Annotated in this window: 35 protein-coding genes and 3 pseudogenes; 17 read left to right on the top strand and 21 right to left on the bottom strand. The window is 61.5% G+C overall.

Annotation, left to right across the window (positions count from 1 at the left end):
* Positions 1-125: 125 nt before the first annotated feature.
* Positions 126-512: a cupin domain-containing protein gene (locus C6558_RS09395; protein ID WP_038576197.1), complete on the bottom strand. Its 387-nt coding sequence runs from the start codon at positions 510-512 to the stop codon at positions 126-128.
* A 251-nt stretch (positions 513-763) separates the two neighbouring features.
* On the opposite strand from C6558_RS09395, the gene C6558_RS09390 reads away from it, so the two are divergent.
* The 4 genes from C6558_RS09390 (at position 764) to C6558_RS09375 (ending at position 2,652) form a co-directional block, all read left to right on the top strand.
* Entirely contained in the window at positions 764-1,060 is a 297-nt protein-coding gene (locus tag C6558_RS09390; RefSeq protein ID WP_107027163.1) for a hypothetical protein, read from the top strand.
* Between the two features lie 302 nt (positions 1,061-1,362).
* A complete protein-coding gene (locus C6558_RS09385; RefSeq protein WP_057206239.1) occupies positions 1,363-1,566 on the top strand; it encodes a hypothetical protein in 204 nt (67 codons plus the stop codon).
* A 136-nt stretch (positions 1,567-1,702) separates the two neighbouring features.
* The gene (locus C6558_RS09380; protein ID WP_025427466.1) at positions 1,703-1,948 is read left to right on the top strand and encodes a hypothetical protein; all 246 of its coding nucleotides are present in this window, start codon (positions 1,703-1,705) and stop codon (positions 1,946-1,948) included.
* 440 nt (positions 1,949-2,388) lie between these two features.
* Complete coding sequence (locus C6558_RS09375; protein ID WP_025427467.1) at positions 2,389-2,652, top strand: hypothetical protein; 264 nt, start codon at positions 2,389-2,391, stop codon at positions 2,650-2,652.
* Between the two features lie 159 nt (positions 2,653-2,811).
* On the opposite strand, the gene C6558_RS09370 is transcribed toward C6558_RS09375, so the two are convergent.
* The 5 genes from C6558_RS09370 to C6558_RS09355 all read right to left on the bottom strand — a co-directional run bounded on the left by C6558_RS09370 (position 2,812) and on the right by C6558_RS09355 (position 5,227).
* Entirely contained in the window at positions 2,812-3,186 is a 375-nt protein-coding gene (locus C6558_RS09370) for a DUF1515 family protein (RefSeq protein WP_038576200.1), read from the bottom strand.
* Entirely contained in the window at positions 3,173-3,430 is a 258-nt protein-coding gene (locus C6558_RS09365; RefSeq protein ID WP_025427469.1) for a hypothetical protein, read from the bottom strand. The genes C6558_RS09370 and C6558_RS09365 overlap by 14 nt, the downstream gene beginning before the upstream one ends.
* A 117-nt stretch (positions 3,431-3,547) precedes the next feature.
* A complete protein-coding gene (locus C6558_RS40635) occupies positions 3,548-3,652 on the bottom strand; it encodes an LPXTG cell wall anchor domain-containing protein (protein ID WP_225906311.1) in 105 nt (34 codons plus the stop codon).
* Positions 3,649-4,206: a lysozyme gene (locus tag C6558_RS09360; protein ID WP_225906312.1), complete on the bottom strand. Its 558-nt coding sequence runs from the start codon at positions 4,204-4,206 to the stop codon at positions 3,649-3,651. Before C6558_RS09360 ends, C6558_RS40635 begins: the two co-directional genes overlap by 4 nt.
* A 448-nt stretch (positions 4,207-4,654) precedes the next feature.
* Complete coding sequence (locus C6558_RS09355) at positions 4,655-5,227, bottom strand: hypothetical protein (RefSeq protein ID WP_025427471.1); 573 nt, start codon at positions 5,225-5,227, stop codon at positions 4,655-4,657.
* 415 nt (positions 5,228-5,642) lie between these two features.
* On the opposite strand from C6558_RS09355, the pseudogene C6558_RS40630 reads away from it, so the two are divergent.
* The 3 genes and pseudogenes from C6558_RS40630 to C6558_RS41395 form a co-directional block, all read left to right on the top strand.
* A pseudogene (locus C6558_RS40630) lies at positions 5,643-5,795 on the top strand (IS5/IS1182 family transposase); the annotation flags it as partial.
* A 657-nt stretch (positions 5,796-6,452) separates the two neighbouring features.
* The gene (locus C6558_RS09345) at positions 6,453-6,944 is read left to right on the top strand and encodes a tetratricopeptide repeat protein (RefSeq protein WP_158268925.1); all 492 of its coding nucleotides are present in this window, start codon (positions 6,453-6,455) and stop codon (positions 6,942-6,944) included.
* A 468-nt stretch (positions 6,945-7,412) separates the two neighbouring features.
* Positions 7,413-7,547 carry a hypothetical protein gene (locus C6558_RS41395; RefSeq protein WP_255569852.1) on the top strand — a complete coding sequence of 45 codons (135 nt, stop codon included), beginning with the start codon at positions 7,413-7,415 and terminating at the stop codon, positions 7,545-7,547.
* A gap of 120 nt (positions 7,548-7,667) precedes the next feature.
* Here the strand turns inward: C6558_RS41395 and C6558_RS09340 are convergent, their stop codons facing one another.
* Positions 7,668-7,988 carry a DUF4440 domain-containing protein gene (locus tag C6558_RS09340; protein ID WP_025427474.1) on the bottom strand — a complete coding sequence of 107 codons (321 nt, stop codon included), beginning with the start codon at positions 7,986-7,988 and terminating at the stop codon, positions 7,668-7,670.
* Positions 7,989-8,295: 307 nt separating this feature from the next.
* Positions 8,296-8,844, bottom strand: a complete 549-nt coding sequence (locus tag C6558_RS09335; RefSeq protein WP_025427475.1) for a BA14K family protein — start codon at positions 8,842-8,844, stop codon at positions 8,296-8,298.
* A 410-nt stretch (positions 8,845-9,254) separates the two neighbouring features.
* On the opposite strand from C6558_RS09335, the gene C6558_RS09330 reads away from it, so the two are divergent.
* Complete coding sequence (locus C6558_RS09330) at positions 9,255-9,677, top strand: YciI family protein (protein ID WP_025427476.1); 423 nt, start codon at positions 9,255-9,257, stop codon at positions 9,675-9,677.
* Between the two features lie 220 nt (positions 9,678-9,897).
* Here the strand turns inward: C6558_RS09330 and C6558_RS09325 are convergent, their stop codons facing one another.
* The 7 genes and pseudogenes from C6558_RS09325 to C6558_RS09285 form a co-directional block, all read right to left on the bottom strand.
* Positions 9,898-11,229: an amidohydrolase family protein gene (locus C6558_RS09325; RefSeq protein ID WP_038577126.1), complete on the bottom strand. Its 1,332-nt coding sequence runs from the start codon at positions 11,227-11,229 to the stop codon at positions 9,898-9,900.
* 525 nt (positions 11,230-11,754) lie between these two features.
* The gene (locus C6558_RS09320) at positions 11,755-12,288 is read right to left on the bottom strand and encodes a hypothetical protein (RefSeq protein WP_371412248.1); all 534 of its coding nucleotides are present in this window, start codon (positions 12,286-12,288) and stop codon (positions 11,755-11,757) included.
* Positions 12,289-12,583: 295 nt separating this feature from the next.
* A complete protein-coding gene (locus C6558_RS09310; protein ID WP_025427479.1) occupies positions 12,584-13,168 on the bottom strand; it encodes a helix-turn-helix domain-containing protein in 585 nt (194 codons plus the stop codon).
* Positions 13,158-13,826 (bottom strand): hypothetical protein, encoded by a 669-nt coding sequence (locus C6558_RS09305; RefSeq protein ID WP_225906313.1) that lies wholly within the window; start codon positions 13,824-13,826, stop codon positions 13,158-13,160. The genes C6558_RS09310 and C6558_RS09305 overlap by 11 nt, the downstream gene beginning before the upstream one ends.
* Positions 13,765-14,418: a hypothetical protein gene (locus tag C6558_RS09300; protein WP_084815199.1), complete on the bottom strand. Its 654-nt coding sequence runs from the start codon at positions 14,416-14,418 to the stop codon at positions 13,765-13,767. Before C6558_RS09300 ends, C6558_RS09305 begins: the two co-directional genes overlap by 62 nt.
* Before the next feature lie 1,193 nt (positions 14,419-15,611).
* Positions 15,612-15,989, bottom strand: a complete 378-nt coding sequence (locus tag C6558_RS09290) for a hypothetical protein (RefSeq protein WP_025427482.1) — start codon at positions 15,987-15,989, stop codon at positions 15,612-15,614.
* 4 nt (positions 15,990-15,993) lie between these two features.
* Positions 15,994-16,260, bottom strand: a pseudogene (locus tag C6558_RS09285) (LexA family protein); the annotation flags it as partial.
* Positions 16,261-16,503: 243 nt separating this feature from the next.
* Between C6558_RS09285 and C6558_RS09275 the strand changes: the two are divergent.
* Positions 16,504-17,193, top strand: coding sequence for a S24 family peptidase (locus tag C6558_RS09275; RefSeq protein ID WP_025427485.1), 690 nt, complete (start codon positions 16,504-16,506; stop codon positions 17,191-17,193).
* Positions 17,194-17,640: 447 nt separating this feature from the next.
* On the opposite strand, the gene C6558_RS09270 is transcribed toward C6558_RS09275, so the two are convergent.
* The gene (locus C6558_RS09270; protein WP_025427486.1) at positions 17,641-17,889 is read right to left on the bottom strand and encodes a hypothetical protein; all 249 of its coding nucleotides are present in this window, start codon (positions 17,887-17,889) and stop codon (positions 17,641-17,643) included.
* Between the two features lie 248 nt (positions 17,890-18,137).
* Between C6558_RS09270 and C6558_RS09265 the strand changes: the two genes are divergently transcribed.
* From C6558_RS09265 to C6558_RS09235, 6 genes are all read left to right on the top strand, one after another.
* Positions 18,138-18,575 carry a hypothetical protein gene (locus C6558_RS09265; RefSeq protein WP_025427487.1) on the top strand — a complete coding sequence of 146 codons (438 nt, stop codon included), beginning with the start codon at positions 18,138-18,140 and terminating at the stop codon, positions 18,573-18,575.
* Positions 18,575-18,781, top strand: a complete 207-nt coding sequence (locus tag C6558_RS09260; protein WP_025427488.1) for a hypothetical protein — start codon at positions 18,575-18,577, stop codon at positions 18,779-18,781. The genes C6558_RS09265 and C6558_RS09260 overlap by 1 nt, the downstream gene beginning before the upstream one ends.
* Positions 18,782-19,037: 256 nt before the next feature.
* Positions 19,038-19,457: a GNAT family N-acetyltransferase gene (locus C6558_RS09255; RefSeq protein WP_025427489.1), complete on the top strand. Its 420-nt coding sequence runs from the start codon at positions 19,038-19,040 to the stop codon at positions 19,455-19,457.
* A gap of 115 nt (positions 19,458-19,572) precedes the next feature.
* A complete protein-coding gene (locus C6558_RS09245) occupies positions 19,573-20,211 on the top strand; it encodes a putative immunity protein (protein ID WP_199196992.1) in 639 nt (212 codons plus the stop codon).
* A 34-nt stretch (positions 20,212-20,245) separates the two neighbouring features.
* The gene (locus tag C6558_RS09240; protein ID WP_057206230.1) at positions 20,246-20,866 is read left to right on the top strand and encodes a C39 family peptidase; all 621 of its coding nucleotides are present in this window, start codon (positions 20,246-20,248) and stop codon (positions 20,864-20,866) included.
* A gap of 100 nt (positions 20,867-20,966) precedes the next feature.
* Complete coding sequence (locus C6558_RS09235; RefSeq protein ID WP_025427492.1) at positions 20,967-21,371, top strand: hypothetical protein; 405 nt, start codon at positions 20,967-20,969, stop codon at positions 21,369-21,371.
* 230 nt (positions 21,372-21,601) lie between these two features.
* On the opposite strand, the gene C6558_RS09230 is transcribed toward C6558_RS09235, so the two are convergent.
* Complete coding sequence (locus C6558_RS09230) at positions 21,602-21,754, bottom strand: hypothetical protein (protein ID WP_025427493.1); 153 nt, start codon at positions 21,752-21,754, stop codon at positions 21,602-21,604.
* 168 nt (positions 21,755-21,922) lie between these two features.
* Here C6558_RS09230 and C6558_RS09225 point away from each other — a divergent pair, with 168 nt between their 5' ends.
* Positions 21,923-22,411 carry a hypothetical protein gene (locus C6558_RS09225; protein WP_128090504.1) on the top strand — a complete coding sequence of 163 codons (489 nt, stop codon included), beginning with the start codon at positions 21,923-21,925 and terminating at the stop codon, positions 22,409-22,411.
* A gap of 375 nt (positions 22,412-22,786) precedes the next feature.
* Here C6558_RS09225 and C6558_RS09220 read toward each other — a convergent pair whose 3' ends face one another.
* Together C6558_RS09220 and C6558_RS09215 are read right to left on the bottom strand one after the other, a co-directional pair.
* Positions 22,787-23,188 (bottom strand): hypothetical protein, encoded by a 402-nt coding sequence (locus tag C6558_RS09220; protein ID WP_025427495.1) that lies wholly within the window; start codon positions 23,186-23,188, stop codon positions 22,787-22,789.
* A gap of 83 nt (positions 23,189-23,271) precedes the next feature.
* Positions 23,272-23,445, bottom strand: a complete 174-nt coding sequence (locus tag C6558_RS09215; protein WP_025427496.1) for a DUF1328 domain-containing protein — start codon at positions 23,443-23,445, stop codon at positions 23,272-23,274.
* A 237-nt stretch (positions 23,446-23,682) separates the two neighbouring features.
* Between C6558_RS09215 and C6558_RS09210 the strand changes: the two genes are divergently transcribed.
* Positions 23,683-24,345, top strand: coding sequence for a hypothetical protein (locus C6558_RS09210; protein ID WP_025427497.1), 663 nt, complete (start codon positions 23,683-23,685; stop codon positions 24,343-24,345).
* A 445-nt stretch (positions 24,346-24,790) separates the two neighbouring features.
* On the opposite strand, the gene C6558_RS09205 is transcribed toward C6558_RS09210, so the two are convergent.
* Together C6558_RS09205 and C6558_RS09200 are read right to left on the bottom strand one after the other, a co-directional pair.
* Complete coding sequence (locus C6558_RS09205) at positions 24,791-25,153, bottom strand: SPW repeat protein (protein ID WP_025427498.1); 363 nt, start codon at positions 25,151-25,153, stop codon at positions 24,791-24,793.
* Positions 25,154-25,247: 94 nt separating this feature from the next.
* Positions 25,248-25,847, bottom strand: a pseudogene (locus tag C6558_RS09200) (DUF6596 domain-containing protein); the annotation flags it as partial.
* Between the last annotated feature and the right edge of the window lie 324 nt (positions 25,848-26,171).

Genomic DNA, 26,171 nt, shown 5'->3' with positions numbered 1-26,171 from the left:
ACAGGCAGCCATTCAAAGTGCTACAGCGACCTTTGCGCGTCTGATAAGACGCGCGGCGCTGTAGGCGCCTGACAGGAATACGACGCGAGCGGGCATCAAGGAAACGCCAGCGCGACAGCCCTGCCCTAGATCCAGCGGTCGTTCTGCGCTGTGCGCTCGCCGCCGGCATGACCGGTGTTCAAAACGCCACGCGGTTCTATCAGCAGCATCCGCACCTCGCTCTCTGCAAACGGCTTGTGCTCGACGCCTCGAGGCACGACGAACATCTCGCCAGGGCCAATCTGTACAGATCCATCGCGGAAATCGATCCGCAGGATGCCATCGAGCACGATGAACGTCTCATCCGTCTCGGGGTGGTCGTGCCAGATGAAATCGCCCTCGATGCGCACGAGTTTGAACTGGTAGTCGTTCATCTCGGCGATCACGCGCGGTTGCCACAGTTCCGCGATCATCTCCAGCTTCTCGGAGAATTTGATGGGCTTGCGGTCGGACGTCTCGATGCTTTCCGTCATGTCTTTCCTCATTTCGATGAAGTGCCAACATGCATGGAGCGCGGGCATCGATCTTGAACGATCGTGCGCAGATGGCGCGGTCTACCGCGCCGCGCGTCTTATTAGACGCGCTAAGGTCGCCGTAGGACTTGGAATTGCTGCCGACACCACGTCCGGGATGCAGGCGAATATTTCCGTATTGCCCGATAAGACGGCTGATGTATCTTGTCTCCCTTCGGCACTGGCTATGGACGTCCATGAAGGAGGTTCGAATGCATGATCTCCCGCAGACCTCGGGCAGACAATTAAGTCCGGATGACATCGAAATGCTGCAGCGGGTCTTCGACGCGACCTGCTTTGCCGCCCGCGTCCCACGCCGCGGCGAACGCGCCAACCGGCTGGCCAAATTCATCATGGATGAATTTTGCATCGGCAATGGCGACGAGCGCACGCTGCTGGAATGCGCGCTGTGGCGCGAACGGCGCCGGATACCGCCAAGGACAGAAGAGACCGAAACCGTCGACATCTGGGTTGCCAGACCCGGCCGGCGCAGTCCGCATCAGCGCTGAGGCCGCCACAAAAAAATGCGGCCTCTCCGTGGATAACCGAGACCGCATTCAAGATTGATGTGCAATGGCTTACTCTACGCCTGTCTTGCCCGCAGGACCACAACTGCAACGGGTCGCGTGTGGCGATTTCTGACCTGCCACAGACGTTTCTCTATAACTGTCTGGTCGCGAGGCCGTCGCGGCGGCGCCCGAACGATGCAAGCTGAGAAAACAGGGCCGGCACATCCCAGAAGACGGAATTTTCAGCACCGTGGAACCACCGTTCGCGTCGCGAATTTAGCCTGCAGAACGGGAGGTTCATCATGTTTGCGTCAGATACGAAAAGACAGTTCGGCCGGATCGTCAAAAACTGGAATACACGATACGACCTGGAGGAATTCATCGCCGCCTCCGGCCTGCCGCCGCTGGAGGCACGCGAGATTTTCGCGAAGCACGGCCCCTATAAGGTGGAACTTGACCACCTGATACATGCGTGCACGACGATACAAGCCGACAGTGAGAAATGAAGGCTCCCGCAGTCGCACCTACAGCGCCGTGCGTCTTATCAGACGCGGAAAAGGTCGCTGTAGCACTTTGAATTGCTGCATGTTTTCATCCTTAAATCGAAAACGATTTATGGAAATATGCAGTAGGGAGGTCAAAATGCAGCATCATTCCAAACACTTCGATTGTGCATTCAATCCAGCTGAGATCGCCATGCTCCAGCGGGTTCTCAACACGGCCTGCCTTGCAGCAAGGATGCCGCGCAGTGACTACCGTGCCAATCGCCTGGCGAAATTCATCATCGGCGAATTCCGCTCCGGCACACGCGACGAGGCGGCCCTGTGCGAGCGGGCTCTGTGGTTCGAGCGCAGAAGCGAGCCGTGGTCGTTGGCTCCCGAGCAGTGACGTTGCAAGGCAACAAGGATGACCGGCGCCGGCATGACCTGCTATCGCTGTCGCGCTTTGAATTACTGCATGTTTCCTTAAATCGAATAGGATTTAAGGAAACATGCAGTAGCGATCCGGGATCGTTTCGCTATTGCCGCCATCTTGACGTGCAAAAGACGCCGGGGTTGCAAAGCAACCCCGGCCAAACCTATCCTATTGTATGGCAATCGCCTTTCGGCCTATCAAGGCGTCAAACGCCCTCACCTACAGCGCCGCGCGTCTCATCAGACGCGCAAAGGTTGCTGTAGCACTTTGAATTACGGCATGTTTCCTTAAATCGAATAGGATTTAAGGAAACATGCAGTAATCGGCTACGCAAACGTAGCCTTCGTACGCAGGCAAAGGCCAGGAACCGCCACAAGATTGGTTCGCTCACTCAGGACATGTTATAAACGCTCATGACCCAAACAGAAGAAGACCTGGAGCTTTCGGAATTGTCCGGCGAGTTTGCCGACGACGACGTCGTTGTTCATATCCGCATCTCGCGCCCGACGGGCTCCAATCTCGACTGGACGCTCGAGGTGATCGACGAGGAGGGCTACTCCACCGTCTGGGAAGATTCCTTCCCCACCGACCGCGACGCCTACGAAGAATTCCTCGCCACGATCGAACGCGATGGCATCCACACGTTCACCGAACATCCCGTCCAGACGCTTCATTAGGCTGGCCCGGTTGGACTGAGCCAATCGAACCATTTCCGCGGCCCCCTTCACGCCTCATGCTCTCACGCGCACATCAGTGACAGCGGCAGCTTGCCGCTGTCACGTTGCTTGGCTCACCCCTGTTCGGCCAAGGCAGAGCAGCAGCTGCGAACGACACCATCACCCCTTTCCGACAATGACGAATATGATCCGCCTTATCGCCTCGGCAAAGCTGACGCCAAGCGCCATCGCCGCTATGCCGGTAACACCAAGGGCGCCGATGCCCATCAGCTTCCAGCGTTTGACGTCGTCGGTCACCGGCTTCATCTCTGCAACGTCACCACCAAGCGTCGAGACCGAAGCCTCGAGATCACCGACGCGATCGACCAACTGGTCCATCCGCTGATGGACGCCCGCCCGACTGCTCGTCGCCTTATCCTCGGCACGTTGTGCGCCCTCCTCGATCCGCCGGATCGATTCCTGCAGACCGCGCATGCCCGCGACCAGCTCTCCGAGCTGGCGGTGCACGCTGACATCGATTTCAGCTGGAGACATCTTGACGCCCTCCGTGCCTTGCGCAGTCCGCCTTTGACCAGACTGCCGCGGCGCAGAGACCGACGACAGTGCGGTCGATCTTGCGCTGATCTGCCGGCGTCGCGCCGCGCGCGCCGACAAGGTCGACGCCGACGACGCTTTTAAGGCCGGTCACAGTCTTCGGCGCCGAAATCCCATAGCCCGCCAGCGCGAAGACAGGAATCGTAATCAAGGCGCATCTTTCGAGCGCGGTTCGCAGCGTCATCATTCTGCCTTTCAATCGCATGAAGAACGGACCGGGCGCCGTCCGCCCGGATCTCGAGTACGGCCCAGGTGACGGCAGCGAGCACAAGCCCGCCGAAAAGGATCTTTGGCCGGGCGATCATGCCGGATCGAGCCGCTTGCGAACGAAGAGGAAGGCGCCGATTGCGAAGGCAGCAACAATGATGCCGGCAAACACCCATTGCAGCGGGCCACTTCCGGTCAACGCAAAGCCGAGCGAGGACAGAATGCCCGCGAGCCAGGAGATATTCTCCTTTGTTCCGCTTCGGGCGGCTTCGGCGCGGCGATAACGGTGTTGGAGGCCACGAACTCGCCCTTGGCCCAAAGCCCGGCTTCGGCAGCTCGGCGATTGACCAACCCCTTCACGCGCTTGCCGCCGGCATTGACCCATTTCATAAGCTCGCCCGGCACAGCGTCATAGTCGCCGCCATTCAGTTTGTTCAGCAAAGTCGATTTGCCGAGGCGACCGGTGTTGAAATCGAACGAGACAAGCACGGCGAACTGGTTGTCGGAAAGCGGCACCTTAACGAGACGCAAGACCCGTTCCTCGAATGTCGCCAAATCCGCCCTCAGGATATCGTCTGCCTGCGCCTCGGAGATCACCATTCCCGGCGTCACCGCCGGAGCGCCCGCGGCGCTGGTATGGCCATAGCCGATGGTCCACACACCGGCGACGTCCCGATAGGCCTTCGTCTTCAGACCTTCCCACTGCTTGACGAGCGCAAGGCCCGCCGCGTTGATGCGTCGGTTCATGTTCATGTCGTTTGTCCTGTTTAGATTGGGAACCAGAAGCAACGGTAATGTGTTGCTACAGCGCCGCGCGTCTTATTAGAGGCGCAAAGATTGCTGCAGCACTTTGAATTGCTGCATGTTTCCTTAAATCGAATGGGATTTAAGGAAACGATCAAAGGGGAGATCTAGCCATGATGGATGCCGCATTCGTGAAGATGACCGCTTTGGTCATCGTGCTTGTCAGCTGTGTCATCATGGTGCAGCCCTACTGACAAGCGGCAATTCGCGGACAACATCTGTCGCGGCGCCTGCATCGCAGGGTCGCCGGTAACAGCCGCGTCCGACCGAATAGGACATGCGGACTCTCGCCGGTTTGGAGCCTTCCCAGGAAAAGTGCGAAGCGGTTTTCCGTCAGGAAATGCGTCGAGACAAAGAGATAGAGCGTTTCTACGACTCCGTTTAGACCGGAAACGCACTAGGAGACAGAGGGGGGCTTGGACGGCGACAACGAACCCAGCAACGTCTTGAGGCTTTCGCTGTCGGGTAGGCGTTTCTCGCCTCGGTCGTCACCGCATCTCGAGCGCAGGCCACGCAAGAACTGGGCGACATCGACGAGTTCACCGATCTCCACCCGCACCTGCGCCTCGATCGTCCTGTAGATCTCTTCGAGCTCTGCCGCTTCCCCCACATCGACAGAGCCGGAAAGGGTTGAAACCCTCGCCTTGAAATCATCCAGCAGCCCATCGAACTCGCTGGCGTCACGCGCAGCCTTGGCCTCCAGGCTCGCAATCAGCATGTCGAGAATATCCAAGTGCCGCCGCTCCACCGATTGCAGGTCGAAGGCCGCACGCAGGTCCTTGCGGGTGCGTTCGCCCTTGCGCAGATGGGCCTTGAGGCGGACGCCGTTCTCCGCGCAACGCCTCCTGATTTCATCAACGGAGAATTGGCCCTCCGCCAACTGGTCGAGAAAGGGCCGGATAAGCGCCGGTGGCGCAGTGATGTTCAGCGCTGCCGAATAGAGCGCCAAGTCGATCGAAGCATCCGGCATACGCTACCTCCGCCTCATAGGGGCCTCTGGACGCCAGACTAACAGCATCCCCAAAACGCAAGCGCAGTTTTGTCGACAATGCTTTCCTATTTGTTAAGCAGAATCACCGATCGTCCGCGTCGCGACATGAAAGTCGTCGGAGCAAGACCATGAGCTACGATTGGACCGGCGGACGCCGCCGCCGCATCACAGTGGCCAAGTACGGAGCCGCTCTCGCACTCGCGACACTTCTGGCAGTGCTTGCGGCCTCAATCGCCGTTTAGGCTCTGGACCCAATAATTTTGGCTGACATCTGATTTAGATTCTTCGCTGAAGGATCCGATGAGTGGTTTGTTCTTGTGGCTCTAGGGTCAAAACCCAATCAAGCCATTGAACATTCTTCGTTGCCATGATTCAATCACTCAACCAAAGGAGGACCATCTACAACCGGTTTCATCGCTGGTCGGCACGGGGAATATGGCGGCGGCTGGTTGAGGCTTTGGTCAAGTGTGGCGATGCGGATATTCATATGATCGATAGTACGACCGCCAAAGCGCATCGATCGGCAGCCGGAGGAAAAGGGGGGGCAGATGCGCATCCGTCATCTCGCCGATCTGGTTGACATTGACATTCACGTCCTTCGGCATCAGCGAGGCCACGGCCTTGAGAAAATCGTGCGGACTCTTTTCGATCAGCGCGTGGATCGCGGCCGCCCCCCGGCTCTCCCAGGCAACAAGCATGTCTTCGAGAAACAGCTCGCCGAGCTTGGTGCGCACCGCCTTGCGGGCGCGTGTCCGGACTGGTGTCGCCGCCCCCGGCACACGCGGCAGGAAGCGCCCGGTCTTCGGGTCCTTGGCTGGCTTACCGATGCTCATGATGATGGCTCCCATGCAGCGCCACGCGTCGATTTAAGGAAACATGCAGTAGCGCCGCAAAGCTCTCTAATGTCGCCCACGCACCCACGCGCCCGGCCATCGGCAATCAGGCAACAGCCACCCGATATCCACGGGGAATTGCATTCACCTACTTGACCTTAGGTTGTATTCTGTCACCAATACTAATTTACACGCAGCGCATTCGCGGCACGCTGGGCGGCCAAAGGCGCCTCGCAGCGGATATGACAGGCAGGTTGAAGACATAACACTTTCAAATCGCAGCATAATTTATCCGTTCGATCGATGCCGACTTTGAGGAATTATGCGATGAATAAGACGGGTGTCTGATGATCCAAAATGCAGTCAGAAGGTTGAAGACCATTTTTAAGCCGCGGCTCTCCGCCGCAAATGTCTCGCCAAGGTTGCTCGAACTCGCCACGTCAGGAAATCTCGACGCCCAGGCGGCGCTCGGCGAAATCTATTTCAACGATGGCCGCAAGGAAAACTACGCTGCGTCCTACCACTGGAACGGCCAAGCCGCCCGCCAGGGCGACGCCGCATCGCAAGCCCGCCTGGCAGCGATCTACCACAAGGGCATCGGTGTCGAGCCCGACCAGCAGGAGGCACTTCGCTGGTTGCGGAGCGCCGCGCGCAAGGGTCATCACGGCGCCCGCCAGGTGATCGACAGGCGCAATCAGGACGACGGTGGCCCCGAACAGAACACGGCATCGGCCAGCCTGTGCGCAGCACTCGATCCCCGCGAAAGGCGCGAAGGACCCGTCGAAAGAAAGCCTGCGGAAAGCCTGTCAAATCAGGCGCTGGAGAGGGTCGAAGACGAACAGAGAGAAACTGGGCGCCGTTGAGTACAACGAGAGGTGTTGAGTACAACGAGAGGTGTCGCCCGGAAGGGCCGCCTGCCCCGCTAAAATGAAAAAGGCCGCTTCGATTACGAAACGACCATCCTGTAATATCCTTAGCCCGGTTCTAGGCGAATGGCAACCCTCTCGGACAAACTTTGTTCTATTTTCGTTCTTTTTTTGAGGCCGCACATTCCGGACCATGCCATCACGTGCGGCCAGGCGGTCTCAACGCGAAACTGACAAAGTCCCATCGACTTCGCCGACGGCTCCAAACGCAGATCGGACAACCAAAGCCCGCGTCCGGCCGATTAAACCGGATATCTTCAAACCGCTCGGAACAACCCACGCCCCGCCCTCGTTGTCCCTTCGGGCTCGACTTTTGCCTGCAGCCAATGCCGGTTCTCGAGGATGTGCAGGAATTTGGTTGTGCGCGTCCGATTGTGTTATCATCGCTGCCGGGAGGAGAATGTCATGGAGAATTTCTTCGCACTACTCGCCGTCGTCATCGGTTCTGCCGTGCTGGGGCTTGCCCTCGCCTACGGGATGCGCCGCCAGAGAGACAGCCACCCGCCACCCAAACACGACGACGCCACGCTGAAATTCTAGGCGCTTGCGCAAAAGTGTGAAGCGGTTTTGCGATAACGACATGCGCAAAAACAACGCTGAAACCGGAGTTGACCGCAACGTCGGTCCACATGACGCAAAAGCCGCGCCCGCCCGGATGAATTAGCCGCGGCCATCAACCAGGCAGCATTGTGCGCGAGCATCAGCACCTGCTTCGGTCGACATCGTGTCGTCGCCCCGGGCGGAAATGCGCGTCAGCGAAAAGTCCGTCGCTCGAAGCTCATCACCCGCTGGGTCGTCGTCTTCCTCTGAGAGAAGGTCGATCATTTCCGCGCGGTGATATTTCGTCCCGGACGCTCCGAACTCGACAAAGCCCTCGGCCAGCAGCACCTCGACGGCCGCTCTTGAGCGACGCAGCTCCGGACGATGAAGCGCCTCCTCGAGTGCCCGGATCTCGTCAATATGAACGGCAAAATCGGCCATGTCTCACGCGCTTCCATCAGGGGTCATCGGGGACACCATGCACTCTACAGCGCCGCGCGTATTATCAGACGCGCAAAGGTCGCTGTAACACTTTGAGTTACTGCATGTTTTTATCCTTAAATCGAATAGGATTTAAGGAAACATGCAGTAGGTCACCGGCAATCCAGCGAGGAGGCGCGTCCATCGTCTGTGGGGCTCGGTTCGGCCTGGCAGCTCAAGTAAAAGCGCGCGCCGCGACCGAACGAAGCGTCTGGCAGGTCCCGAGGAAACCCGCCGATCGCAGCCGATCGGCGGGTTCTCTTTCAGCTCAATAATACGGCGAGTAGCACTGCTGCCGCGGTCCGCCATAGGGCTGGAACGAGTTGTCCCAGGCGCGGTAGGAGCGGTAGCGGTCATAGCACCAGCTGGCATGACGCTGGTTCACACCGGACTCGACGCGGCGTGGCGGAGCAGCGATCGCACCGCCGATGATGGCGCCGGCGCCGAAGGCTGCCAGCGGATACCACCAGCCGTCATTGTGGCGACGATAGCCGTCGCGATAGCCGCGGTAGCCGCGGTGACCATTGTACCAGCCATAGCGGTATCCGCCGCCATGCCAGCCCGGCCGCGGGCGGTAGCCGCCATCCCAGTGCGGACGCGGACGGTAGCCGCCGTGCCAACCTGGGCGCGGCCGATATCCGCCATGGTTCCAACCCGGCCGCGGACGATGTCTGTCGCCGCCCCATTCGCGATTCTGTACCCTGTCCATGTCACTCTGCTGCGTCAGCTGAACGGCTGCAACCGGCATGGCATTCGCAGGCGTGTAGCTCGTCAGAGCCGTCACCGCCGCAAGGATCACAATGCCTATCTTCTTCATCTCGATACCTATCCGTTTCGAACAGGCGCAAGCTATGTCCCCCTGACGTGAACCCATGGTGAATGCGTCCTTCGTCATATTATCATTTAAAAACATAGAGATATGAACGACAGGTCATCACACTCGGAAACCAGCGCGACAGCGCAGCCGATCTCGTCGCCAGCGCATCTCGCCATCCGCGGCAATCGCCATATCTTTACGAAGATGTCTTCCCTGCGCTGGTCGACGACACCACCTGAGCACTCGGCCAGGCGTTGCGGAAACGCTGCGCTCCCTCTCTGCGTGGGGTTCACGCAGTGCCGCGACGGTGTGCGGAAAAAAGTTTCGGCGAAATGTCGGCCCCGTCGTCGGCCGATCGTCATTCAGGCAGAGAGGTCGTTGTGGCTTCGTCGATCAAAGGAGAAAAGACCATGCGCGTGATAGTTATGGTGAAGGCGACCGAGGATAGCGAAGCGGGCAAGATGCCTTCGACCGAGTTGCTCGATGCCATGGGCAAGTTCAACGAAGAACTGGTCAACGCCGGCATCATGCAGGCGGGCGAAGGCCTGCATCCCTCGTCCAGGGGCAAGCGCGTCGCCTTCGACGGCGCAAGCCGCCTCGTCATCGACGGCCCCTTCACCGAGACCAAGGAGCTGGTCGCCGGCTTCTGGATCTGGCAGGTCAAGGACATGGACGAGGCGATCGCCTGGGTGAAGCGCTGCCCCAACCCGATGCCGGGCCCGAGCGAAATCGAAATCCGCCCAGTCTTCGAGGCCGCCGATTTCGGCGACCTGATCACCCCGGAGATCGCCGAGCGCGACGACCGCCTGCGCGAACGCATCGGCGGCAATTGAGAGCGTCTTAGACCGGCAATGCATTGCGGAGAGCTGGGGTTCTAACGAATCCCGGCTGTCGACACCAGCATTGAGCACGCCATCTTCCCGGGTACGTCTTTGCCGCCTGTGCCTGGCTATCATCTGACGGCAAATCCGCCGCCGCTCGGGCCTGCGCCGTCAGCCTGCTGTACCGTTTCTCACAATCGTGTGCCAGGCAACAAGCCGTTTTAGTTGTTCCTTATTTCACCAACGTGTTCTTGTAGATGATGCCGTCCTTCATGATGATCTTGAAGTTGTTGGCGGGATCGGCCACCAGGTCGATGTTGCCCAACGGGTCGCCGTCGACGAGCAGGAGATCGGCAAGCGCGCCCTCCTCGATCACGCCGAGCTTTCCCGGATAGGGATTGCGCGGGCCGGATAGCGCCAGCAACTCCGCATTAGTCCCAGTCGCCATGGAGAGCGCTTCGGCAGGCGTGTACCAGCGAACGAGGGAGGCGAGGATCGCCCCCTGCTGCTGCGCCAATGCGCGGGAGAACAAGACATCGGTGCCCCACGCCGTCTTGATCTTGTACTTCTTCGCCAGCTCGTAGGTTCTGCCGATGCCGGGCCACACCTCATCTGCCTTGGCCCGCTCGACCGATCCCTCAGGAAAGCCTTGCCGCAACAACTCGGGAAGCGGTTGCAGGCTTAGCCAGATGCCCTTGTCGGCAATCAGCTTGGCGGTTTCCTCATCCATGAGGAAGCCGTGTTCGATGCACTTCACGCCGGCGGCAATCGCTGTCTTGATCGCATGCGACGTGAAGGCGTGTGCCGCAACGTAGGTGCCCCAATTGTCGGCTATTTCGACCGCGGCCCGCAGCTCAGCCTCGGTAAAGGTAGTTACATCCAGCGGGCTGTGGGGTGACGACACGCCGCCACCTGCCGTCATCTTGACCAGCGCCGCGCCCTGCATCAGTTGCTCACGGACCCGCATGCGCACCTCGTCGGGGCTGTCGACGACGATGCTCCCGCCGATCTGCTCCATGCGGGTGAGCGGGCCGCCGATCACCCGCGGCAGGTCGGTCATCTGGCGGAAGTCTCCATGCCCGCTGGTCACGGTGATCATGGCGCCGGAGGGGTAGATGCGCGGGCCCTCGACAATACCGGCGTCTATCGCGCGCTTCAGACCGAACACCGGCCCTCCAACATCGCGGACGGTGGTGAAGCCACGCATCAGTGTGTCCGTCGCCTCGTCGCCGGCCACAAGATTGTTGAAGCCGACGTCGCCGAACGATTCTGCAGGAGTGGACCGGGCCAGCATTGCGTGCCAATGCGCATCGATAAGACCCGGCATCAGCGTTCGGCCGTTCCCGGCAATGCGCTGGGCACCCTCCGCTTCGACAGGGCTTGTCGAGATCCGAGTGATCACATTGCCTTTGACCAGTACATTCGACGGAGCCGAAAGCGAGGTCGCTCCTTTTCCATCGAAAATGCGGACGTTCTCGAAAAGCACATCATCCGCCCACGCAGCCGGGCAGGCTCCGAGCACGAGAACTGCCGCAATCCACCGCCTGCGGGACAGCAGCACCATGAAAGCTGTGCGGACACAAGCGTACACGGCTACGGCGTGGGACAAGGCACGCGTCACAAACGTGGCTTTCATCAACTCCTGCGATTCGAAAGAATTGATACACACGGCGATTCTCCAACCTTGAGGAAGGGATGGGTCGTGGCACACGAGAGAAAGTTGCAGCATCCATTGCGATGGGCCGAGGCGCGAGCCACCGCTCGTCCATGCACTTGCAAGGCCATGTTCGCAGTCAGGCCGATCGCCATTCGGCACCAAACAATATCAACGTCTGCTTTTAGGTACAAGCAGACGTTGATGACGCAAGCCGAAGCGTCGCCATGGATCATGGTTGCACCAAGGCCATCGCGGCGCGATTCCGCCTCACCCTACAGCCCAGCGCGCCTTATCAGACGCGCAAAGGTCGCTGGATCCCGGCCACAGGGACGAGGATAAGGTCAACGGGGTCACTCCCAGGCATTATCAGCAATTGCCCGGAGCCTAGGGGGCCTGCCTGAGACCGCTCCCTCGGCAACAGGCGCGCGCCACTCAAACCGCCTCCCTCTCCCTGGAAAGCCCGAGATGCCAGTGCAGTTCGGTCAGGCCGCGCTTCAGCCAGGCCAGTTGCGGTTCCGGCATGGTGCGCAGCACCTCGTAGTCCATGACGCAGACGTTGAAGACCGTGGTCTTCACCCGCGGCCCTTCCGGCAGCTTCAGAAGCACGCCCTCGAGCTCCATCATCCGGTTGGTCGCAGCCATTGCGGCCCGGGTGCGCTCGGTCGTCTCGCCTTCGAAACCCTTGACGCTGAACAGCGACTGCGCCCGCACGCTTGGGAAGGGAATGCCGGTCAGGCTGTAATAGCGCGCCATCTGCCGGGCATACTCGTCGCCAGCCGCGCGTTCGTGTGCGGTCAGCTTGCCGTCGAGAAACATCCGGCCGAGTGTGTAGCCGGCAAAGGGACTGCCGACATCGACGCCCTTCGCTCCTGAAAAGTGGTGACTTTGCCGTGCGGCGATGGCGACCGAGCGCACCTCTCTTTCGGTTTCGCCATGCTTGATCTGCCCGCCGGGATAGCGCGCCACATCGGCCTTGCGCGGCCGGCCCGCCTTGCCTGCCCGCTTGGCCGCGGCAATGCGGGTGCTCGCCTCGAAAATACGTGTTCGTCAGTGCGTCCATCGTGCACCGGGCCTGGCACCGCCACACCCGCCCGATGGCGACGGCGAGCAGAGACTGCAGCCCGCCACCGGCGATAGCCGGCGACCCACCAGCCGAAGCTGGCGATAGTCCGCCGCCCAAGCCACCCCGTCCCGTCGCCGCCGATCGCGATCGCCCGTGGACCGGGCCACGATCCGTCAGGCCGACCGCTCAGAGAGCGGCTCATCGCTTCGCCCTGCCCTTGTTGACCGCGTGCAGCACCGAGGTGTGGTCGCGCCGGAAGATGCGGCCGAGCGCCGGAAGCGAAAGGTCCTCCCGCTCGTCATAAACCGCCGCCATGCAGCGGTGGCGCGGCTCCACCAGCCGGCGCTCCCGGCGAACCCCGATCACATCGGCCCAGCCGATGCCGGGATAGGCAATGAGCACCTCCTCGACGATCTCGCGCACCGGTCGGCGGCTGAAGAGGCCGCCCTCGCCGTCGGCATTCGTGCCGCAGAGCAGCTGCGCTTGCGACAGGATCCGCGCTTCAGCGTCGGCAAGCGCAAGCTCCAGCTCCAGCACCCGCAGCCGCTGCGCCTTCACATGGGCGCTGAGCGCGCCGAGCAACGCGTCGGGCGTTGGCGCCTGCGGCGGCTCGCTTTCGCCGGCATTTCCGCTGGTCGTGCAGTCCGCCGTCCGCGTTTCCAAAGAATGCGGCTCGGCATCCGGCCCGCCCCTCCTGCCGCGCGCGGTGCCGACGCTGCCGGACCCCTTCTGGGCGAGCTGCTCGCCCGTCGGCATCGTCGAATATCTCGTTTCAGGCTGCATCGCTCGCCACCTCCATGGTCAAATCCATCGCCGCCCCACGCCCTGCGGGATGGGCCATCTCGCGTTCCAGCCTCACTCGATAGGCGCGCTGTTCGGTCGTAATGGTGGCTGCATCGGGAAGCCCGATCATCTCAGCCAGCACCCCGGCCCGCGAGACCGCTGGCGCCTCGCTTGGCATGGCCTTGGCCGCCTTGACCGCCGCCTGCTCGGCACGAAACTGGCGAAGCCGCACCCTCACCCGCTCGCGGATCTCGGGCGAGCGCTCAGGCACTGGCCCTGTCGGGTTCAGCGCCACGGCGAGGTCGCGTCTGCGCGCCAGTTCGGCGCGCGTCGCTGCTGCCTCGCTCTTGGCCAGCGCCGCCAGCACTGGCGGCTTCGGAATCGTGCCCAGAAGCACGTTGGCGTTGGCGGCATAGTCGCCGCGGATCAGCTTCTGCGTCGCTACCGAAAGCCCGCAAGCGGGCACCCCCGCCAGCGCATATTGGTAGACAGGCAGAAGTTTTCGGGGATCGATGCCCTGCGGCATGGTCATGCCGGCCGTCTGCATCACGTTGAGGCTGCGCAGGATCGCATCGTCGCTTGCCGGCGCCAGCCGTTCAGTGAGCGCGGTAATCTCCCGGCTCAAGGTCGAATATCGGTTTGTTGATAAGGTCGTCATTTCCAAGGTTTCCATTGAGTTCTCGCTCTATCGCTTGTCGGCATTCCCGCTGGTGGCGGGCAAAGGCGCTTTCGCGCGGCGGCGCCTGTGGCCTGTGATCCTTGCGCGGCCTTGCGGCATTGCGCATCCGGTTGCGCCAGGTGGCGAGCCAGTCGAGCTTGGCCGCGTCCCGACCGGATTTCGCCGTCCAGTAATCCCGGAATTTTTCAAGCTCCAGATCCACCTGGGCCGCGCCGAAGCCCAGCCGGGCGGCAAAATCCCGGTCCGGCTCGAATTGCTCGGGAAGGCGCGTGGCGCGCCTGCCACCTGGCACAGGACGCCGCGGCGCAAGGGTTTGGGTGTTGTCGGGAGAGTTAATTTCTTTAGGGGGTGCGGGGGATCTTTCTTTATCAGAGAGGGGGACGCCGTCCGTCGCCGTGACGACCTGTGACGTCACGTGAGCGCGGCGGCGCTGTTGCCGTTCGCGATCGCTGGCCCGGCGTTTGTCGATGCCCGATTGCTGGCCGGCCTCCGCCGCACGCACCGCACACAGGATCATCTCCGGCGTCGCGCCGCACTGGACCAGAGCCTCGACGATCGATGTGATGCGCATCGCCTAGTCCTCGCTCGCAAGGGCTAGAGAATTTCCAGGAAAAGTACGAAGCGGTTTTCCGTCAGGAAATGCGTAAAAACAAAGAGATAGAGCGTTTGTTCGGTTCCGTTTAAATCGGAAACGCTCTAGCGCCACGCGGACGAAAACACCGCGATGCCGCTGCGGCAAAAGCCGCTGCACAAACCTGTTGATCCGGCCGGCGATGGCGCGCGGTCGAACAGGCTGGGCAAGCGTCGCCAAGATCCCGCTCGCAGACGAAAGGACACGACCATCCACCGGCACGACAACGGCAGGCACGCCGCCTCGCCGCAACGACCGGTCCGCCATGGCGCTACGGTCGTGCACGCGCCGGCTCGACCAAACGCTCGCACCCGCCACCCATCTCCGCGGCCATTTCTCCGCCGACAGGACCGACGCACAAAGAAATCTCTGCAAACTCACTTCTCGCATCACGTCGCTCCTCATGATTGTCGGCACAGGTTCGCGTCGCCCAAACCGACGATCGCTCTTCGTGCCCTGCACCTGGTCTGACTTTCCTCCGCGCCCTCGCCGGCAAGCCGTCTGAAACCCCGCCTGCAGCCTGCTGGGCGGGACTGGGTTCGGCCACGTGACCGTGGCGCTGGAGCGCTGCGCGTCCGGTATGCCCCGGCATCCACGATGCCCTGGCACCCCCCATGACGCACAAACCGCTCCAGCCTTTCGAACCCGCGCATGATCACGCACCGAGATCGCATCCGATCGTCGGGGGCATGCGTCAGAAACGGTTTGCCGGCGCCGAAATGGAAGCGAGGGGCCACCGGGGAGGAGGTGGGCAGCAGCCCCTCGCTGTGATCGCCGCTGCGGCTGCGCCCGCGCGCCGGATCGGCACGCAAGGGACGCTGCAGCCGCGCCGCATGGCACCGAAAAGATCGGGGGCAGCAGCAGGACGACGATCAGTCTCTTCCACAGCGCCGCGCGTCTTGTTAGACGCGCAAATGTCGCTGTATCCCTTTGAATTGCTGCATGTTTTCGTCCCTAATCGAATACGATTTAAGGAACATGCAGTAGGGCCTCACCCGTCGTTGCCGACGAACCAATGGCCTACAATTCCCTGGCCTCTTCCCGTTCACCTGAGGGAGGGAGCCATTCCCCACCTCGCCTTCAGCCGGCGACAGAGCCACCGACAAAGGCGATGACGACTGTCGGACCGGACATCACGATTTCCTCCTGTCTCGCCAGACCGGCGCGAACGCCTCGTCGAGCTCGCGTTGCAATGCCTCGAAGTCGAGACCCGGCAGGTCCTCCTTGCCCGGCAGGTCCCTCTTGCCCGGTGCGTCCCCCTTGCCGATCAGCTCGAGCCCCGGCGCCAGCTTCATCCGGCCCGCGAGAAGCGCCATGCCCCACCGCCTAAGCCGGCCGGCCAGCCCGGCCTCACCGACCGCCCTCCTCCTGCCCGTGCGCTGCCTGCCGCAGCCAAGCGCCGGGCTGGCAGCCCAGCTGAAGGCGGCGAGCGTCACCGAGGTGGCGGAAAAGGCTGCAAGCCCGGCGAAAACAGGATTGCCGAGAAGCGTGTCCGTCACGTGCTCAAGCATGTGCCACCTCCACCACGACGATTGCCCTTGCCCGGTTTTTCAGCCGGCGGATAACGCCGCGCTCCTCCATCGCCGCCACCATCCGCGAGATGCCGGATTTCGATGACAGACCCAGATGGTCCTTCATCTCGTCGAACGTCGGCGAGACCCCGCCCTTGTCGGCGCTGTAGCAGCGAATGAATCTGAGCAGCTCGTTCTGCCGCAGCGTCAGGCCGAGCGGCTGGCGCGTGGCGCGCCTGGTTGTCCTTGATGCGATTCTGGTGGCAGTCATCGGCTCACTCCAGCAAGCAGGCAGTCATCGTCGATGCGGCCCGCCGCGTTACCTCGTCGGTCACACCCGCCCGCGAAGCACGAGGCGTCGCGCCTGGCATGCCCGGCAAAGTGCCAGCCGGCCCGCTCCAGGCTGGAGCCGCGACCGAAAATGTCGGCCTCGTAAAGTTCGATTGACTGTTCGTTTCCGTTCATATCCTATCAATAATAGGATCGTATCGTTTTATCAAGAGGAAAAATCCTATTGGACGTAGGAAGCGGAATCTGGGATGCCATTGCCATGGATCAATTGCGGCGCCTTATCCGGGAAGCAGTCGACGCGAAGAGGACGACCTACAAGGATCTGTCCATCGCGATCGGGAAGAACCACGCCTATATCCAGCAGTTCGTCGAGCGCGAGAGCCCGCGCGAACTGCGCGAACGTGACGTGCGCACCATCACCGACCTGATCAGCGCGACGCCGGACGCGGGCGAAACCGGCCAACCCCGCAACGCCACCGGTTTCAATCCGCAGATCGTGCCCGGCGAGCAGCTCGTCGGCCATCGCGACCTGCCGATTTTCGTTGCCGCCCAGGGCGGCGACGGCCATGTGATCGTCACCTTCGATGCGGTCGAATACGTCAAGCGCCCCTCGGTGCTCGAAGGCGTCAAGGGCGCCTATGGCATCTACCTCACCGGCACCTCGATGATTCCGGCCTATGAGCCCGGCGACATGGCGCTGGTGCATCCGCACCTGCCGCCGGCGCGCGACAAGGATGTCGTGCTCTACCACGTGCCACCCGCCAACGACGCCGAGGCGATCATCAAGCGCCTGGTGTCGTTCAACGACCGGGAATGGACGCTGAAGCAGTACAATCCCTATCTGGAATTCACCGAGAGCCGGGTGGAATGGTCCTTCTGCCACCGGGTCGTGGGCAAATACAGCGCCCGCTGACGCTGCGCAGGCATCGCCCGCCAGCCGCCGCCCGGAACACCGCTCCGCAACAGCTTCAAAAGTAATAGCTTTTCGAAAATGGCGCCTGCTTGACGCTACGTCATGCGCGAGAGCAGCCGGCGATAAGGATAAAAACATGCAGCAATTCAAAGCGCTACAGCGACCTTTGCGCGTCTAATAAGACGCGCGGCGCTGGAGTGCACTGTCAGCAGCGGAGCACGCAGCCGAAATGGCACGCCGCCGAGAGGAAGCCGGCACGCAGTAAAAATCCCGGGAACCGGCGCGTGCAACGTGGCCGCCCGGCGCCGGCTCGCATGACAGTTGGGAAGCCTTAAGCGGCCCACCGGCGCCCAAGCGCCCGCCCACACAACGCACCCCGCCGCCTGGGACACCGGAAAAGAACGCGAGACCGACGGACAGGCCCGTCTCACGCAATTGCCGATCCGTCTATGCGGCCATGATCTCCTGCATCTCGGACGGCAGGTCGCCGCCGATAAAAAGGATGGTCGCGTCTTCGAATTCGCCGGTCGACAGATCCCCTGCCCGGCTGAATGCGACAACGCCCACCTTGGTCGATGCCAGCCTTTCGGCCAGCCGGAGCGCGTGATCGGCCCCTGTCGCCTGCACCGGAGTGTCGGCGAGCAAGGCACCCCGATTTCCCCGCGTAAAGCTCTGAACGACGAAGTTTGTGACCATGTCATGCTCCTCTCTGCCACCTGCAATGGCAGCCCTAAGCTGACTCAATCTTCCGAACAAAACAAGAACAAACAGAAGGATATCGACAGGCCAGTCAGAAAAATCCTGCCGAATATATTTTTCCTATTGATGGATAAATAGGATTTTCCCTATTATGTGACCATCAATTGAAAACGAGGAAAGCCGGATCCGGCAGCGCGCCTCAAGGCTCGTGCCGGCCCTTCCTGCTGTTTCGCCAGGGAGAAGGCATGACAGTGACATCAGTACGAGAAGGTAAGCTTGTCAGCCCCTTCACCCAGAGCCGCGAGATCATCCTCGCGGTCACCATGCTCGGGCGCGGCCATTTCATCGAGGAAAGCGATTGCATCGGCACCATCTTTGCGACTGCCGCCGATTGGCTGAGGGCCCATGACGGCGAGCACGCCACCAAGCTCATCCGCTTCGATCTCGAAGCGCTCTCCGGCGAAGACATCTCCGAGACCGTCGCCGACGCCTGGCTCGACGATTTCGATCGCACCCCTGACGATGAACACCTCCTGCCCGCCTTCGTGCGCACGTCTGAGGCGTGGGAACGCTGGTGCGCGGATTTCGAGGCGCCGGGTGGTGGCCTCCGCCAGGCCGCTCCCTTCTGCCAGCCGGGCCACGGCACGCTCAATCACCGCCAGCAGTTCGGACCCCAGCCCTGATGGATATCGCACTCGACAAATCGGCCCTCTTCGCCGCCATGGAAGCCTTCTGGCAAACGGAAGACGGCAACGACAAGGGCGTCGAGGCAGCCGTAACAGCCTATATCGAGCGCATGGGCCTTGCCCCATTCAACGAGATGGCCACCCGCAAGCGCGCCACCCTTGCCGCCGCCACTGCTCGCCAGCCTGATGCGGCGCGGCGCTGATCACTCGTTCGCATCTGTTCCACCACTTGAGGGTCGAGCAACGACCCGCCCTCATCACCCAAAATGCCAGCTCAAATACCGATCTTGGCTGCCCGTGCGATCGCTCTTCATTCCCGTCTCAGACATTCGTCCCGCTGTACGCTTCTGAAAATCCGCCATGGAAAAAGATGCGCTGGCCGCCTAAAGCTAGGCGTCGTGCCCGCATCTCGCTCGGCGGATTCTTTACGCCCTGACTCGACCACATCCGGATTCGTTGATGAAAATCAGAAGCGCCACCATCGCCGACTACGACAGCCTGGTCGCCCTCGATACGATTGCGGCTGGCGACCCCGAGCGCCGTGATCATATCAGGGCGTGGATAGAGACAGGCTGCTGCTACGTGGCCGAGACGGACAAATCCGTCGGAGCCTATGGTGTCCTGGCCTACCATTTCTTCGGCAACGGCTTCATTGAAATGGTCATGGTCGGCGCGCAGTTTCGTCGCCAGGGCCTCGGAATGGCGCTCGTCGAACATTTCAAGAGCATATGCGCAACGCCGAAGATCTTCACATCGACGAACCAGTCCAACAGGCAAATGCAGCAGCTCCTGAGCGGCGCCGGTTTTCACACAAGCGGGTACATCGACAACCTCGATGAAAACGACCCCGAAATCGTGTTCTGTTTCCGCGCCGCATAGAGCATTTCCAGGAAATGTGCGAAGCGGTTTTCCGTCAGGAAATGCGTGAAAACAAAGCGCTGCAGCGGTTCTGAGACTAGAAACACCCTTGGCCGGCCGTAGAGAGGCGTTGAACGTGACAGCCTTTGGGGGACGCTCCACGCCACGCCCTGATATTGCCGAAATCCCCCGCTTCATCGAAACAGACATCGACACGCCCATCGCGCCGGGACCGCAGATGATGCCCATCGAAACGAATCCGCCACTGCTGAACGAAGAAGACCTGCGCAATATTGCGCTCTGGGCTGCCGTTTGCGCCGAACGCGCCCTCCCCATTTTCGAGACGGAGGCCCCTGATGATACCCGCCCGCGCGCAGCTCTCTCGGCCATCCGCGCCTTTGCGCAAGGCGGTGCGCGGACTGCAGCGCTGCGCAAGCTAGCCTGGGCGGCCAATTCCGCTGCACGCCAGGCCGGCGATCCCGCAGCCTCCGCCGCCGCCCGCGCCGCAATGGCTGCCGCCGGATCCGCCTACGCCCATCCGATCGCCACCCCTCACCAGGTCAACCACATCCTTGGCCCGGCAGCCTACGGCGCGCAAGCCGCAGCGCTCGCCGCCGTCGATCCGGCCGGCATCATCGAAGCGGAAGTCCGCTGGGCGATCGCGCAGGCACCACCCGAAGTCCGGCACATCGTGCAGCGAATGCCGGCGCGCGCACCAAGCAAGGGCCAGTTCCACGCGCTGCTCTACCGGCTTGATAGGGGCTTGCGCCAATGACAAAAGTTGCGTCGCGCCCGACGGAGTAAGCGGTATGGAAACAGTAGAACACAAGGTCCCCTATTTCAGCCAATGGGAAAGCCCGGAGATGACATTGGCGGTTCTGTCGGAGGGTGCGGCGGCCCTTCACCGCGATCCGCTCTGGCGCAACTCGGGCGCTGAGACGATTGAGGAATATGCGCGCTGGGCGGTGAATGTCTGCGGCATGGCCTGCCTGAAGATGATCCTGGCCGCACGCGGCGAGTTGCACCCGATCCTGTCGCTTGCGCGCGGCTGCACCGACTATGGCGGCTATGTCGTCAACGAGGCCGATGCCTCGATCAAGGGACTGATCTACGCTCCCTTCGTGTCTTTCGTCGGCGAGCGCTTCGGGCTTGCCGCCGAAACGCTGACCAACATCCCGACGACGGACATTCCGGAGGTGCTTTCCGAAGGCCGCTTCTTCATCGCTTCGGTCAGCAGCGCCATACGGTGGCCGCAGCGCGAGCCGCCTTCAAAAGGCGGACACCTCGTGCTGGTAACGGCCGCCTCGCGCGAGAGCGTCCGGTTTCACAATCCTTCCGGCCATGACCGGGCCAATCAAGCCGATGTCGTCGTGCCGCTTTCCACCTTCGACCGTTTCTTCGCCAATCGCGGTATCGCCGTCAGCTGCTGATCTCGCACCCAGCCCAAAGAACTACCCAATAAAGGCAGGCAGCAATCATCTGCGAAAATGCTAATAATCAGGTGGGGCAGGAACAGAGGGGAATTACTTTATGCCACGCCTAGCACAATTGTATTTCAAGACAGCGATCATCTTTCTGATCATCGGCATATCGATGGGCCTGCACATGGCCATCGGCCAGGATCACAGCGCGATCGGCGCCCACGCCCATGCAAACCTTTTGGGATGGGTGACGATGGCGATCTTCGGTGGTTACCACGCGCTGAACCCGGCCAAGGCGCAGAAGCGTCTGGCGATGATCCAGTACTGCGTCTACACCGCCGGCGTCGCGCTGCTGGTGCCGTCGCTGTACCTGATGCTGACCGGCAGCCCGCAACTGGAGCCGGTGGTCGCCATCGCGTCGGTCATCACCTTCATCGGCGTGCTCCTGTTTGCGGCCATCATCTTTGGCAGCAGCGAGACGGTGACGCGGCCGACCGCGGTGCCGTCGCGCTAAAGCATTTCAAGGAAAAGTGCGAAGCGGTTTTCCGTCAGGAAATGCGTAAAAACAAAGAGCCATAGCGTTCTGCGGCTCAGTCTAAACGGGAAACGCTCCAGCGCATTTCCAGGAAAAGTGCGAAGCGGTTTTCGTAAAAAACAAGGAGCTAGCGCGTTTCCGTCTTTACCGGAACCGCGCTGGCTCGCAAAGACGCGCGGCCGTCTCCCGGTGGCAAGGCCGGGCGCTCTTTACTGAGCGCTCGCCTTCAGCACCCGATACGTCGCATTGTCGAGAGCAAGGCCGGTCTCGGTGCCGTCCTTCTGGAATCCGCGCACCGTGTTCCCGCAGGCCGTCAGCGAAAGCAGCACCGGACACACCAGCGCGATGGTGGCCCTGGACATCCTCATCTCCGTCTTGATTTGCCTCGCCTGACGAGATGACGCGCCCGCTGGTAAAATCAACGTGTCCGACAACAAAAACAAGGACTAAACCAGTTTCGTGCCGGCACCGCCCACTCGACACCTTCCGAAACTTGGAGCACTCTTAAACCTGTCGTTCGAGAGGATTTCATGATCAGGCTTATGCGAAGGAGTGGCACCCCTTTGGAGCTAGAGGCAAGCCAGGTGCTGCGCATCCGCAAGACGGATCCGCGCCTCGATGACGGTCTCGGCAACACGCTGATCAATGCCGGCCAGACCTTTTTCGTCCAGGAGGAGGCAGCGGCCGTCGCCGCTGCCGTCAAGGCCGAGCTGCCATCCCTCTATCGTTTCACCCATCGCATCGGCGCGCCGGTCTGGGTCAATGTGCACGCGGCCAAGGGGCCAATGCCGCTTGCGCCCAACCACCGCGTGCCTGGCCTAGGGTCAGCGCTGGATATCGGCGGCAAGCGCCAATATGTCCGCGAAAGCCCGGAAGAGGTCAGAAGCGCGATCGCGGCGGCGGGCGGTGATGTGCAGCCGATCCCGGACGAAGGCCTCTGGGTTCAGGGAAGAGAGACGCTGAGGGAGATCCTGGGCAGCCTCGAGGCCTGGGACGAGGAATTGACGACGCCGGAATAGGCCCGCCACCTGTCTCGCCCCGGCGGCCCTGAGCCGTACTGCCGGCCCGCGCAACCGCGCCGCTACAGCTCGCCCGTCGTATTTATTTCATCAGGCGTACCGGAATCGCCGAATCGGACCTTCCCCAGCCCAAGGTCGGCATAGTATTTACCGTACCGCGCAGTACGTTCCTTTATGAACTGCGCTTCCCCGCACCCTGAGCCATTTTGGGTGCTTGCTTGCCCCGCCATCGCGCGGGGCTTTTTCTTACCGGGCGCAGAACCTTTCCAGGAAAAGTGCGAAGCGGTTTTCCGTTAGGAAATGCGAAAAACAAAGAGACCGAGCCCTTCCAGGAAAAATGCGAAGCGGTTTTCGTCCGTCGATGACGGAAACATTTCAATCGACCTTGAAGACGGCATCGCCGGCGAAGACGATGACATATTGCCCCTCCGTCGTCGGCTCGCTTGCCCAGTCCGAAAGCTGCCGCCAATAGGGCTCGCGTCTCCAGATATCGGGGAAGTCCGGATCGACAAGCACGGTGATCTGCGGCCCCTGCCGATAGATCATCATGTGCGAATTCGCAGGATCCCATTCGGGCCCGAGCCGCTCATCCGTCATCCATAGACAGAGAAAATCGCGGCAAAGCTGCGGCCGCCGCTGATAGATCCGGCAGCCCTTGCCCTCGACGCAATTCTCACACCATTCGTTGGCCGGCTTTGCCAGCGCATCGATATCCGGCAGCCGGCAACAGAGCGTGCAGGTGCCGCAGGCGCGATCGGCAAGGAAGGTCTGGTTCATGCGCGGGTCCGTATCATCTCGCTGACGGCGGCGACAGAAAATTCGATATGTCCGCCAGTGTCGGCGCCGCAGCCCTCGTCACCTCAAACGACAACGCTACCGGCCATGAACGCCAGCACCAGGAAGATCAGGAAGACGATCAAAGCAAGATAGAACAGGATCTTGGCGATGCCCGCCGTTGCCGACGAAACGCCGGAGAAGCCGAGAAAGCCGGCGATCAATGAAACGACGAAGAAGATCAGCGCCCACTTGAGCATCGCAAATACTCCTGTTTGGTTGTCGCTACGGAAAGTCGAATCCCGGCAAAAAGTTCCCGTCCGCGTGGCATTCCCGGTGATGCGCTTTACCTCGCAAAGCGTCGGAGATACGGCCCTTGCCCTTGCGTTACTCCGCAGGCTTAGTCAGCAAACGGGGTCGATACTCAGATAAGGCTAATGTCCCGGTTCCGCCCCGCATTGTAGGATATGCCCACGGTTGCGACCCTGGGGGCGGCAATGTTTCTGCAACGAACCGAAATCCGCGAGCACACGATAGAGGTGCGGGAGTTCGTTGGCGAAGGCAGCGTCGAAATCGACGAGCGCATCCTGTTCGATGACGAGGATTCCCACATCGTTCTGCTTCTGGAGATCCTGGCCGGCGACGTCACCTTCACGCTCAGGGGCCCGGATGTCGCAAACCTGGCCAGGGATTTCGCCGATCGCGTGCGGCTCTATATCATACCCCCCGCGCGGCGGGCCTACGATGCCTTTCTGGAGATCCGCGCCCGACCCGGCAGCCGGTTTCGCGCCATCATCGCTCGCATCGGCAGCGCCTTTGTCAGTGCCGCCAGCGAGTTGTCCTGCCGCGCCTGCAAGCAGGTCTGCAAGCTCCTGGCTTCCACCGTGCTCGCCTATGTCGGCGTCCCCAACCCGGAAGATCTGACGCGGGGTGAGGTGCTGCACATCACCGCCGAGCAGTCGTACGAACTCGACGAGGGGCTCGGTCATGCCGCCATCCACGGCCCGCTGGCGGAAGGCCCGATCGGAACGTTCCTTGCCCTATTTGCCGACAACGTCAGGAGTGTCGTCTGGTCCGCATTGCAGTCCGCGCAGCAAGTCTTCGAGCCGCCCGACAGGACCTATACATTCGCCTGCAGACGCCTCGGTTGCTGCCCATAAACCGCTGAACGCCGGCGCCGTGGGCGCAACGGCGCCTCGCGGTCCGGAAAGCCGCCGCCCGCGATCGCGGCCCGACAATGGAAAGCCGGCGTCGGCGCTCGCCATTGGTCTATCATTCCAGCGATTTTCCGATTTCATTGCTACCGCATGTTTCCTTAAACCCTATCCGGCTTAGGGACAAAAACATGCAGCATTCAAAGCTACAGCGACCTTTGCGCGTCCAACAGGATGCGCGGCGCTGTAGGGCCCAACCAGCATTGCAAGACGCTGCTCCGCCCCAGACCCGGAGCCCAGCCCCGGAGCCATGAGAACTTAACGAACAGTTCCAATGAACGCACGTGTCGTCAGTCCCTTGAGAACCCTTCGATCAAACCTGTCCTTCGTCCATGATGGCCCTTCGGCTTGCGCCTACCGGGGCCATCATGGATTATCAGACGATGCTCTTTCACGCATGCGCATGCGGATCGTGGCGATGCGCCCAAACCGCCCAGGCCGACACGGCGGCCACGAGCAGCCCGAGGACGGCGTGCGTCCACATCACGCTCATATTGACCGCATAGCCGAGCACCCAGGGCGACACGACCAGCCATGCCCCAAGCGCCAGATTGGCCCACTCCTCCCACTCTGCGAAGACCGAGAGAGTAGCGTAGGCCAGCACAGCAAGCGCAAGCCCAACAATCCAGGCATTCCAAGCCGGAACGGTTTCCATGCTATACCCGATCACCCAGGGAGAAAGGAAAAGGCACACTGCCAGCGCAAGATTGCACCAATCCTGCCCTCTTTTGCCTTCCATGAAATGGTACGCCATTTGATAACCTCCACGAATGAAGTTTCACCAAGGCGTCACTGCCAGCGCGCAGTTGCACGCCCTGGATTCGAGATGGTTGTTGCAAGGTGAAACTTCAAGTGGCTGTTCGCAAAGGACGTTCTGCCCGCTGCCGCAGGAAGGCCGCATCGGAAGGCGAACCGGCGAGAGCAATGGCGATCGCATAGGCTTTTGCCGCTTCGTCCGCTTGCCCCATCCGCGACAGGAGCTCCGCTCGCGCCGCATGATAGGGCTGGTAGTCCCGAAGCTCGGCCGAAAGCGCGTCGAGCGAGCGCATCGCCGGTTCCTGCCACCCCGCCTCGCACAGCGCCACCGCCCGGTTGAGCCGCACGACAGGCGTCGGCTCCAGCCGCAGCAGGCTGTCATAGAGCAGTACGATCTGCGCCCAGTCGGATGCCTCGCCCTGAACGTGGCAGGCGGCAATGGCGGCCTTGATCTGGTATGGCCCCGGCGCGCGCCGCCGCATGGCGGTATCGATCAACCCGAGCCCCTCGTCGATCTGCCCCCGGTTCCATTTCGTCCGGTCCTGCTCGCCGAGCGGCACGGTGACGCCATCGCCGTCGACGCGCGCCAGGCAGCGCGCATGCGTGATCAGCACAAGCGCAAGGCACCCCTCGATCTCTGGATCTTCAGGGCGAAGCCGGTTCAGCAGCCGGCACAGAAACAGGGCCTCCTCGGCGAGATCCCGGCCCTGCGCCGGAGGGCGTTACTCACCCTGATCCAGAGAACGAACCAGATTGGGATGAGCAGGAGGGCGTAGAGGGAAGTGGTCGTCAGCATCATGGGGATATCCCCGGTTTGAGTTGCGTACGACCCAAGAACGGAAGCCGCCGTCGGATTTCGACATGCGTCCGAAATATTTTTGGAGGATCGGCGAGAGAGGCTCGAGCGCGGCGGCCTGTTGGCATGCCGGCAAGGCCTGAAGGTGAGGATGCAGTGGATTGCGTCTGTCGAAACGGAAGCGCTGCCGACAAAAAAGACCCCATCAACCGAACACGGC

It is taken from the genome of Ensifer sp. NM-2, from assembly GCF_003024455.1.
In the GTDB taxonomy this organism is placed as follows: domain Bacteria; phylum Pseudomonadota; class Alphaproteobacteria; order Rhizobiales; family Rhizobiaceae; genus Ensifer; species Ensifer canadensis.
The sequence above is the reverse complement of the archived record's forward strand: the minus strand, read 5'-3'. Positions and strand labels throughout refer to the sequence as shown.